This window comes from Halomonas sp. (assembly GCF_031581305.1).
Lineage (GTDB): Bacteria > Pseudomonadota > Gammaproteobacteria > Pseudomonadales > Halomonadaceae > Halomonas.
Genome location: NZ_JAVLBC010000126.1, coordinates 1 through 9519 on the forward strand (window position 1 = coordinate 1; position 9519 = coordinate 9519).

Sequence of the window (9519 nt, forward strand, 5' to 3'; positions counted from 1 at the left end):
GAAGTTAAAAGAGACTTTCTCGTGAGGATCGGCGCCGGCCTCTCGCGCGCCGCGAAGTCCTTTCGCGTACAAGTCGGCGATCTCGGCCAGGCGCGCCTCGTCGACTTCGTCGGCCGGATCGAGGTTAGCCACCGCTCGGTGCCAGTCGGCGAACAGTGCCGCACGCTCGCTACCGCCATCGTGCCGTTGGGCCTGGCTCCAGCTCAGGTAGTCATGGTCGAGAAGCGGCAGGTCGAGTAGCCACTCCCCGGGATAGTCGAAGAGGTCCAGGGTGAGCTGGCGTGTCTCGCCGCCAAGCAGGCTGCGTCGGGTCGGGCGATAGCGGATCGCCAGGCGCAGCTCGCTGATGCCCCGGGTCGGCTCGGGCCAGCGCGGTGGCTGGTCGTCCAGCGCCAGCATGGCCCGGTCGTAGGGGAAGCGCGGTACGCCCAGGTCCTGCTGCTGAACCCGACGGGCACCGAGCAGTCGTCCCTCGCGGGCGGCAGGCAGCAGGTCGAGGCGTGCCTCGAGGCCGGCGTGGCGTAGCTGGTTGACCAACGATGTCAGGAAGGCCGTCTTGCCCGAGCGCGACAGACCGGTCACTGCCAGGCGCAACTGGCGGTCGCGGCCGCGCTCGAGCAGGTCATGGAGTTCACGGGTCAGTGGGGTGCGCATGGAGCATCCTTGCGGGGGCGTATGCTGATTAATGTGCGGGTCGGGCGCGCACCTGACAAGCTTCAGGGTCAGGAAACGGCGCTGCGCCGCCATGGCTAGCGTGGCGGCATGGTACCCACCGGGACGGGTTCGACCAGCCCGAACATCTGCACCAGCACGGGGGCCGCGGCGATCACGAATCCTAGTACCGCCAGGCTACCACCGAGCAGGCGGCGTTCGGGGCGACGGGCCAGGGTCAGGCCGCCGATGCAGACCAGCAGGCCGAGGATATTGAAGACGTAACCCAGCATCTGCAGCAGTTCGTAAGGGGTCATGGGGCTTCCTTCGTTGGTGAGCATGAGATGGGGCGGCTAACCTGTGATGGTATCAGCTTCACCCTGGAGCGATGAGGAGGTGGTCATGGAAGCGCGCCGCCCGGAGACGGTGATCGACTTCTGGTTCAGGGAGCTCGCGCCCACCCAGTGGTTTCGCAAGGATCCGGCCCTGGATGCCGAGATCGCCCGTCGCTTCGGTGACTGGCTCGAGGCCGCAGGGTGTGGCGAGTTCTGGCAGTGGCGAGCGTCCGCCCGCGGCCGCCTGGCCGAGGTGATCTTGCTCGACCAGTTCCCGCGCAACATCCATCGAGGGTCGTCTCGTGCCTTCGCCTGGGATCCGGTGGCCCTGGTGCTGGCACAGGAGGCGGTCGCTCAGCGCGCGGACCGGCTGCTGGACGTGCCCTGGCGGGCCTTCCTCTTCATGCCCTACATGCACAGTGAGTCGCTGGCGATCCATGACGAGGCGGTGCGCCTGTTCGCCCAGCCGGGGCTGGAGGAGAACCTGCGCCACGAGCACCGCCACCGCGAGGTGGTCGAGCGCTTCGGCCGCTACCCCCATCGCAATGTCGTGCTCGGACGGGACTCCACCCGCGAGGAGCTGGCCTTCCTCGAACAGCCCGGTTCCGCGTTCTGAGGCTTTTCTCCCGGTGCCTGGCAAGGCACCATCAAGTCCCTTCATTTCAGTTCTTCACCAAGGAAAAGGAGTACATGCCATGGGCATCATTGCCTGGTTGATCATCGGTGGCCTGGCGGGCTGGATTGCCGGCCATATCATGCGCGGCGGGGGCTTCGGCATCCTCGGCAACATCGGGGTCGGTGTGGTGGGCGCCGTCATCGGCGGTGGCCTGTTCAGCCTGCTGGGCCTGCAGGCCGGTGGTTTCATCGGCTCGCTGGTCACCGCCATCGTCGGGGCCGTGGTGCTGCTGTGGGTGATCGCCAAGGTCAAGAAGGCCTGAGGCAGCAGGTCCGGCCTTGCTCGCGAGATGACCGCCCGATTGGTGACAATCGGGCGGTGTCGCGTGGGCCGTCAGCCGGCGGGGGTGGGCAGGATGCGCCGGTAGCGGTCCAGGCAGCCGTCCAGCCAGGCACCGGTCGGCGAGCCCTCGGGAAGCGAGGCGGGCACCTTGAGGGTCAGCAGGAAGAGGCCGTGGCGCTCGGCGTCGCCGTCGGGCAGGCGGCGGCCGAGCTGCCGGGCGAGGTCGGGCGGCAGGGTGCCCGAACGCCGCCAGGTGAGCCGCAGGGCCTGCTGGTCGAGCAGGTACTGGAAGCGTGCCGCGTCCTTCAAGATGGCCATGCCGCCCTGGGCCAGTCCCAGGGAGAGGCTCTCCAGCTTGCGGTAGCCCGGGGCCCCGGCGGCCCGGCAGGCATGCGCCCCCTCCACGAAGCAGCGCTCCCGCTCGTCGGGGTCCTGGGGCCAGCGGCCCCCGCGGCGCCGAGACGGGGTGGCCACGAAGGGCAGCACCACCGAGACGGCGGGGGTGCCGTCGGCCAGCGCGGCCTGTCGGGCACCGACCACCCCGTGGCCCAGCTGTCGCCGGAGCCAGCGGTAGTCGCAGGCCTGCTGGATGCGGGCCTGGGCATCGGTGACCGTGTGATGAGCGCCCTGCAGGGAGCGCAGCAGGGAAAGCGTGCGTAGAATCATGGCGCCATACCGATATGCGAGCGAGAGAGCGAAGGACCGAGAAACGAAGCTGCGACCATAGCAGGGAATCGGTGTCACGGCGTCAACGGCCCGGTGCCGCCAACGCGAGCCGCCCGGCTGTCTCCAGCCGGGCGGGTAGGGGTGCCGCTTCCAGTCTAGCGGGCTCAGGCGGTGGCGGCGCTCTTGCTGCCCACCAGCTCCTTGAGGGACTCCTCGACGATGGCGAGCCCTTCCTCGAGCACTTCATCCTCGATCGTGACCGGCATCAGGAAGCGGATGGTGTTGCCGTAGAGGCCGCAGGAAAGCAGGATCAGTCCCTTCTCGCGGGCCTTCTTGCACAGCGCGCCGGCCAGGTCGGCGTCCGGGGTGTGGTTGGCCTTGTCGGAGACGAGGTCGATGGCCGCCATGGCGCCCATATTGCGGCCGTTGTCGACGCAGTCGAACGTCTGCTGCCACTGCTCGAAGCGCTTGGCCAGCTTGTCGCCGAGCGCCTGGCTCTTCTCGAGGATGTTCTCCTGCTCGAAGACCTCCAGCACGGCCAGGGTGGCAGCGCAGGAGACCGGGCTGCCGGTGTAGGTGCCGCCCAGGGAGTTGGCGCCGGAAGCGTCCATGTGCTTGTCGGTGCCGACCACCGCCGAGATCGGCATGCCGTCGGCCATGCTCTTGGCCATGGTGATGATGTCGGGCTCGACCCCGCTGTGCTCGATGGCAAACAGCTTGCCGGTGCGCCCGAAGCCGGACTGCACCTCGTCGACGATCATCAGCATGCCGTGCTCGTCACAGGTCTCGCGGATCGCCTTGAGGAAGCTCGTCGGCGCAGGATAGAAGCCCCCCTCGCCGAGCACCGGCTCCAGCACGATGGCCGCGGTGTCCTTGGGGTTGGCATCGGTCTTGAGCGCCATCTTCAGGCCGCGCAGGGCCTCGTCCTCGCTGACGCCGTGATAGGGCACGGGGTAGGGGGCGCGGAAGACGTTGCCCGGCATGCTGCCGAAGTCGGTGGCGTAGGGCGCGACCTTGCCGTTCATGGCCATGGTCATGAAGGTACGGCCGTGGTAGCCGCCATCGAAGCAGATCACGTTGTTCTTGCCGGTGGCGGCACGGGCGACCTTGACGGCGTTCTCCAGCGCCTCGGCCCCGGAGTTGGCCAGCATCACCTTGGCGTGGCCGCGCACCGGGGTGACCTGGCTGAGCTTCTCGGCGACCTTCACGTAGCCTTCATAGGGCATGACGGTCTGGCAAGTGTGCATGACCTTGTCGAGCTGGTCCTTGACCGCCTGGACCACCTTGGGATGGCGGTGGCCGATGTTGAGCACGCCGATGCCGCCGGCGAAATCGATGATGCGGTTGCCGTCGGCATCCCACACCAGGGCGTTCTCGGCGCGGTCGGCAAACTGGGTGGCCGGGCTGGCCGCGCCGCTGGCCACGTAGCGCTGCTTGAGTTCGTTGAGTTCTGCGTTGTTCATGGGTCCTGTCTCCTTGGTAAGAGGCTGCGGGCGATCACAGGCCGCCGACACAGACGTATTTTAGTTCAGTGTACTCATCCAGGCCGTGGCGCGACCCCTCGCGTCCCAGCCCTGACTCCTTGACCCCACCAAAGGGCGCCAGCTCGGTGGAGAGAATGCCTTCGTTCACTGCCACCATGCCATATTCCAGCCCTTCCATGACATGCCAGATACGACGATAGTCGCGGGCATAGAAGTAGGCGGCAAGGCCGAACTCGGTAGCGTTGGCCATGGCGATGGCCTCTTCCTCGGTCTCGAAGCGGAACACCGGCGCCAGGGGGCCGAAGGTCTCCTCGGTGGCCACCTTCATCTGCGCGGTGACGTCGGCGATGATCGTCGGCTGGAAGAAGGTGCCGCCCAGTGCATGGGGCTCGCCGCCGCAGACCAGCCGGCCGCCCTTGTCCAGGGCATCGCGCACGTGGCTCTGTACCTTCTCGACGGCGGCGGCGTTGATCAGCGGGCCCTGCACCACGCCCTCGTCGAGGCCGTTGCCGACCTCGAGCTGGGCCACTCGGGCGGCCAGCTTCTCCAGGAAGGCCTCGTAGACACCGGCCTGGACCAGCAGGCGGTTGGTGCAGACGCAGGTCTGGCCGGAGTTGCGGTACTTGGAGGCCACGGCGCCCTCGACGGCGGCATCCAGGTCGGCGTCGTCGAAGACGATGAAGGGGGCGTTGCCCCCCAGCTCCATGGAGGCCTTCTTGACGGTGCCGGCGCACTGGGCCAGCAGCCGCTTGCCCACCGGGGTGGAGCCAGTGAAGGAGATCTTGCGCACCCGCGGGTCGGTGGTCAGCACCTCGCCGATCTCGGCCGGGCGAGAGGCGGTGACCGCGTTGATGACGCCGGCCGGGAAGCCGGCCTCCTCGGCGAGCTTCACCAGCGCCAGGGCGGTGAGCGGGGTGGCCTCGGCGGGCTTGATCACCACCGGGCAGCCGGCGGCCAGGGCCGGGGCGCACTTGCGGGTGATCATCGCCAGCGGGAAGTTCCAGGGGGTGATGGCGGCCACCACGCCGATCGGTTCGCGGAACACCAGAATGCGCTTGTCCACCCCGTGGCTGGGCAGGGTTTCGCCAGCGACCCGCTTGGCCTCCTCGGCATAGTACTCGACGAAGGAGGCGCCATAGGCCACCTCGCCACGCGACTCGGCCAGTGGCTTGCCCTGTTCCAGGGTCATCAGGCGTGCCAGGGCTTCCTGATTGGCCATGATGGCATCGAACCAGGTGCGCAGCAGGGTGGCGCGCTCCTTGGCGGTGCGCCGCTTCCAGGCCGGCCAGGCGTCCGCCGCGGCGGTCACGGCCTCGCGGGCATCCTCGGCATCGAGGTCGGGGACCTCGGCCAGGGTCTCGCCGGTAGCGGGGTTGGTCACGGCGAAGCGGCGCGCGCCATCGCGCCACTGGCCGGCCACATAGGCCTTGTCGATCAGCAGCTGGGGTTCCGCGGTCATGGGGATTCCTCGTCGGGATTGATCATCTTGTTGGACGAGTGTGCATTATTTAAAACAACTCGCCAAGGCCCGGTCCCTCTCGATTCGCATGATCGGTTACCCTCGGGCATCGGCGCCGGCAACGCTTTCCGCTACACTATGGCGCCGACTTGCCGCGGCGTGCGGCACGGCATGTTCCTGTTCCGGTTTTTATGGCGAGGTGAGCCTTGGTCGATCCCCTGAATGCCTGGTGGGCCCAGCAGCTGGTGCTGTGTGACTGGGCCTTCACCCCCGATCCCCTGGCGGTAGAGGCCGAGGCGGCCGTCGAGCGGCTGGCCGCTCTCGGGGTGGCCGACCGCGGCGAACTGGGCTGGTGCCTGCTGGAGACCCTGGGAATCGGGGGCACCAGCGTCGACCCGGCCAGGCTGCTGTCCGGATTGGAGGTCATCGCCCTGGGGGGCGCCGCAGGCTGGCTCGGCGAAGCGCATGCCCGGGCCTGGGCGCAGCGGCTGACCGAAGAGGTCAGCGCTCACCACACGAGTCTTGATGCCTGGCTGGAGGCGTTGCTGCATGCCCGCAGTGCCGAGGGCTGGGTGCGCGGCGATGATGGCTTTGCCGAGGCCTGCGAGGCCCTCTCGGCCCTGGAGCACGACGGGGAGGGCGTGACCTGGAGCATGCTGCAGGAGTGGCTGGCCACCCATGCCATGCCGCTCGCGCTCTGGCCAACGGCCCCCGAGAATCAGGTCTGGCGGCTCCGCGCCGCCTTCTCACCGGTCGTCGAATTGCCCGCCGGTCCTCATGACTGGCAGGGGCTTGAGGCGTGGTTGGAGGAGGCCTGGCAGATTCTCAACCGCGAGGACCTGGTGCGCAGCCTGCTGTGGCTGGCCTCCCAGGGCGACCGCCAGGCCTGGGACCTGGATGTCGGACGGCTCCTCGAGGCGGATGCCGAGGCGCGCCGGCAATGGTGGGAGGCGCTGGCCGGGGGCGAGTGCGACTATGGCCGGGTACTGCTGGACTTCCTCGACCAGGGCGAACCGCTGGAGTGGGCCGCCTGGGACTGGCTGCGGCTGATCGACCTGGCCTGGGCCGGGGCCTGCCTGGGCTGGCTCGATGAGCAGGAGGCCCAGGACTTCGCTCACCACGGGGCCGATCTTCTGCTGCGTCGCTACAGCGACTGGGCGGCCCTGGCGCGGGCCTACCAGCGGGGGCGCAGCCTGTTCGAGGGACGCAATCGGCTGCCCGCCCTCCAGGCGGACTGGGCGCTGCTGCTGCACTCGCCGCTGAGTCCCTGGCGCCCGGCCCTGCAGGGGCTGATCCCGGAGGCGCTCATCGAGGCCTCGCGCGAGGCCTTGCGGGCCTGGCGTGGCGATCCCCGCCACTGGACGTTGGCGCTGGCGGCGGTACGCGAGCCCGAGTTCGCTGACCGTCAGGGGCCATTGCTTGAGCTGCCGGCCGCTCGACGCGAGGAGGCGCGCCGCTACCTGGTCGAGACCCTCGACCTGCATGCCGACGAGGGCGTCGAGGCACTCTCCCGCTACTGGCTGCCGGCCCAGGCCCACCACCTCAACCAGCTGGCGGCGGATGCCGCCCACGGGGCCCTGCCGCCGGCCGAAACCCCCTTCGGTCACCCGGTCCCGGACGAGCTGGCGAGTCGCGATGCCCTCCGGCAAGCGAGCCGTCATGCCGCCACGATCCATATGGCCGAGAAGTTCGCCTTCCACCTGCAGATGGCCATGGACAGTGGGGACTTCGATGCAATCCGCCTGGCGAGGCTGGCCGAGACCCTGCAGGGCTCCCTGTGCCGCTTCTATCCCGATGCGCGTCGCCTGCTGCAGGCCTGGGCCCATTGGGAGAGCCTGTTACCCGAGCCCGAACAGCCCCCGATGGTCGCCGAGATCCGCTGGCACCTGGAGGACCCCGGCAGCCTCTTCCACTGGCTCGACTGGCGCGGTGGCGCCTGGCGCGAGCCCGGGCCGCGGCCGACGCTTGCCCATTTCACTGCCATGGCGCTGGTCGGACCGCTCAACAGTCCGGCGTGGAGCCTGCCGCAGCCGGAGAGCGAGCGCGAGTGCGCGGCCATCCGCGACTGGGTCGACGGGCATTACGCCCTTCACGGGGGGGCAGAGCTGGGCGAGTTTCTCGAGTACCTGATCGAGGCCGGCGATCGCCAGGAATACCAGATCAACTATGCGCCCTACACGCTCAACCACGGGCGGCTGGCCTCCGAGATCGCCACGCTGGATAGTGGCGAGTGCAGCGAGGAGGAGCGCGCTCACCTGCTGCGCCTGCAGCGGGTCCGGGACAACGAGGATGGCTGCAACGAGGTCGATCTGGCGGCCTGGGATATCGCTCAGGCCGTGGACCTGGCCATCGCCGGCCGCCAGTTGGGATGGCTCGGCGAGACTGCGTTCCTGACGCTGCTCGAGCGCGCCCATGGGCTGGCCGGCAAGCACTACGCTGGCTGGGAGGAGTATGCTCGCGGCCTGTACGCCGGCTTCTCGTTCTTCATGGGCGAGACCCCGGAGCGCGAGAGCTTCCTGGCCGGTTTCCGCCAGGCCCTGGTGGCCTGGCTCTCGGGGGCGCCGCCGCTGGCGGGGGCTTGGGCCAGCCTCGGCTTCCCCGGGGCTCGACCGCACCACTGGGCGCCACTGCACATCGATACGCTGCCGGGCGACAGTCGTACCCTCCACTGAGGGGTCGCTCTGATAAGAAAGTATGGTTTATAGTCAATGGCATTGATGACATGGCTCCTTCTGTCGGGAGCCACCACCAGGCAGCGAGCCGCCGACAGGCCGCTCTGGCAGTGACACCGGGCGTTTCCGGCGGCACTGCCACAGCGACACTATCCGCAGACCGGACGACGCAGGGCGTCGAAGGCACGGGCGCGGCTCAGGGAACGAGGTCGTCGCAGGATGCTGGTCAAACGCGTGTGTCGCATCACCGTCATCGGGGGGGCCTGGCGCTGCTGGCGGGCTGTGCCGCTTCGGGCGGCGTCGAGGAGGAGGCCGTCGGCGGCTACTTCGCCCGGGACCTGCCGGGGATGCCCGCCGACCCCCGGATGTCCCCCGTGGACAATCCCATCCTGGAAGCCCGTGGCCTGCACAATCCCCCTCCGACGCTGATCCGCCGGGCCCTGCTGGCCCAGCACGAGCGCTGGGCCGGCACGCCCTACCGGCTGGGTGGTAGCTCCGTTCGCGGTATCGACTGTTCGGCCCTGGTGCAGAACGTCTTCAGCGACACCTTCCGCTTCGACCTGCCGCGCACCACCGAGGAGCAGGTGCGGGCCGGCCTCGAGGTCGAGCGTGATGCCCTGCGCCCCGGTGACCTGGTGTTCTTCCGCCCCCCGGGGGTCTATCGCCATGTGGGCATCTATGTCGGCGAGGGCCGCTTCCTGCACGCCTCTACCTCTCGGGGGGTGATGATCTCCGATATGGACAACCGTTATTGGCAGCGTCACTTCTGGCAGGCCAGGCGGACCCTGGAACCGACCCTGCTGGCCCGGCGCCTGGGTGGGACCGGTGAGGGCTGAGGCCGGGCGCGGCCTGCTAGAGCACCTCTCGGTGGGCCATCACGAAGTCCAGGAAGGCCTGCTCCGCCCGTGACAGATAGGCGCCGCGCCCCCAGGCCAGCGACAGGTCCAGCCAGGCGGGCGGGTCGAAAGAGACCGCCTGGAGCGCCGGCTCTTCCACCACCCGGCGCAGGAAGGTGGTGATGCCGAATCCTTGGCGGACGATCGCCTTGGTCAGCGGTATCAGGTTCGACTGGAAGGCAATGTCGGCCGTGGTGCCGGTCTCGCGTGCCAGTGCATCGACGAACTCGCGGTGGAAGTAGCCATCCTGGAACAGCACCAGGGTCTCGCCGAAGAAGGCCTCGGCGGAGACACTCGGTTGTTCGGCGAAGGGATGCCCCCGCGGCACGCAGACCACCATCTCCTCGCGTATCAGGCGGCGCCGCTCCAGGTGGCGACTGCCGTCGTCGTCGATCACC

Annotated in this window: 10 protein-coding genes; 4 read left to right on the plus strand and 6 right to left on the minus strand. The window is 68.8% G+C overall.

Going from position 1 to position 9519, the window contains the following annotated elements:
- Both RI841_RS11170 and RI841_RS11175 read right to left on the minus strand, forming a co-directional pair.
- On the minus strand, positions 1 to 654 hold a 654-nt coding region (locus RI841_RS11170), incomplete at its 3' end, for a YcjX family protein (RefSeq protein WP_310705677.1).
- A gap of 95 nt (positions 655 to 749) precedes the next feature.
- On the minus strand, positions 750 to 968 hold the full coding sequence (locus RI841_RS11175) for a hypothetical protein (protein WP_310705678.1): 219 nt from the start codon (positions 966 to 968) through the stop codon (positions 750 to 752).
- 85 nt (positions 969 to 1053) lie between these two features.
- Here RI841_RS11175 and RI841_RS11180 point away from each other — a divergent pair, with 85 nt between their 5' ends.
- Together RI841_RS11180 and RI841_RS11185 are read left to right on the plus strand one after the other, a co-directional pair.
- Positions 1054 to 1602, plus strand: a complete 549-nt coding sequence (locus RI841_RS11180; protein ID WP_310705679.1) for a DUF924 family protein — start codon at positions 1054 to 1056, stop codon at positions 1600 to 1602.
- A 79-nt stretch (positions 1603 to 1681) separates the two neighbouring features.
- A complete protein-coding gene (locus tag RI841_RS11185) occupies positions 1682 to 1924 on the plus strand; it encodes a GlsB/YeaQ/YmgE family stress response membrane protein (protein ID WP_106230171.1) in 243 nt (80 codons plus the stop codon).
- A 71-nt stretch (positions 1925 to 1995) separates the two neighbouring features.
- On the opposite strand, the gene RI841_RS11190 is transcribed toward RI841_RS11185, so the two are convergent.
- The 3 genes from RI841_RS11190 to RI841_RS11200 all read right to left on the minus strand — a co-directional run bounded on the left by RI841_RS11190 (position 1996) and on the right by RI841_RS11200 (position 5553).
- Positions 1996 to 2610: a hypothetical protein gene (locus RI841_RS11190; RefSeq protein WP_310705680.1), complete on the minus strand. Its 615-nt coding sequence runs from the start codon at positions 2608 to 2610 to the stop codon at positions 1996 to 1998.
- Positions 2611 to 2774: 164 nt separating this feature from the next.
- Positions 2775 to 4073, minus strand: coding sequence for a 4-aminobutyrate--2-oxoglutarate transaminase (gabT, locus tag RI841_RS11195; RefSeq protein ID WP_310705681.1), 1299 nt, complete (start codon positions 4071 to 4073; stop codon positions 2775 to 2777).
- Positions 4074 to 4107: 34 nt separating this feature from the next.
- The gene (locus tag RI841_RS11200; RefSeq protein ID WP_310705682.1) at positions 4108 to 5553 is read right to left on the minus strand and encodes an NAD-dependent succinate-semialdehyde dehydrogenase; all 1446 of its coding nucleotides are present in this window, start codon (positions 5551 to 5553) and stop codon (positions 4108 to 4110) included.
- A gap of 206 nt (positions 5554 to 5759) precedes the next feature.
- Between RI841_RS11200 and RI841_RS11205 the strand changes: the two genes are divergently transcribed.
- A complete protein-coding gene (locus RI841_RS11205; protein WP_310705683.1) occupies positions 5760 to 8225 on the plus strand; it encodes a DUF1266 domain-containing protein in 2466 nt (821 codons plus the stop codon).
- Between the two features lie 236 nt (positions 8226 to 8461).
- Positions 8462 to 9061, plus strand: a complete 600-nt coding sequence (locus RI841_RS11210; RefSeq protein ID WP_405000940.1) for an NlpC/P60 family protein — start codon at positions 8462 to 8464, stop codon at positions 9059 to 9061.
- Positions 9062 to 9077: 16 nt separating this feature from the next.
- Here the strand turns inward: RI841_RS11210 and RI841_RS11215 are convergent.
- The coding region (locus RI841_RS11215) for a LysR family transcriptional regulator substrate-binding protein (RefSeq protein WP_310705684.1) at positions 9078 to 9519 on the minus strand (442 nt) is incomplete at its 5' end.

Excerpts from the sequence above, each read along its gene's own strand:
- RI841_RS11175 (WP_310705678.1), bottom strand. The coding sequence starts at position 968 with ATGACCCCTTACGAACTGCTGCAGATGCTGGGTTACGTCTTCAATATC.
- gabT (WP_310705681.1), bottom strand. The coding sequence starts at position 4,073 with ATGAACAACGCAGAACTCAACGAACTCAAGCAGCGCTACGTGGCCAGC.
- RI841_RS11190 (WP_310705680.1), bottom strand. The coding sequence starts at position 2,610 with ATGATTCTACGCACGCTTTCCCTGCTGCGCTCCCTGCAGGGCGCTCAT.
- RI841_RS11185 (WP_106230171.1), top strand. The coding sequence starts at position 1,682 with ATGGGCATCATTGCCTGGTTGATCATCGGTGGCCTGGCGGGCTGGATT.
- RI841_RS11180 (WP_310705679.1), top strand. The coding sequence starts at position 1,054 with ATGGAAGCGCGCCGCCCGGAGACGGTGATCGACTTCTGGTTCAGGGAG.
- RI841_RS11200 (WP_310705682.1), bottom strand. The coding sequence starts at position 5,553 with ATGACCGCGGAACCCCAGCTGCTGATCGACAAGGCCTATGTGGCCGGC.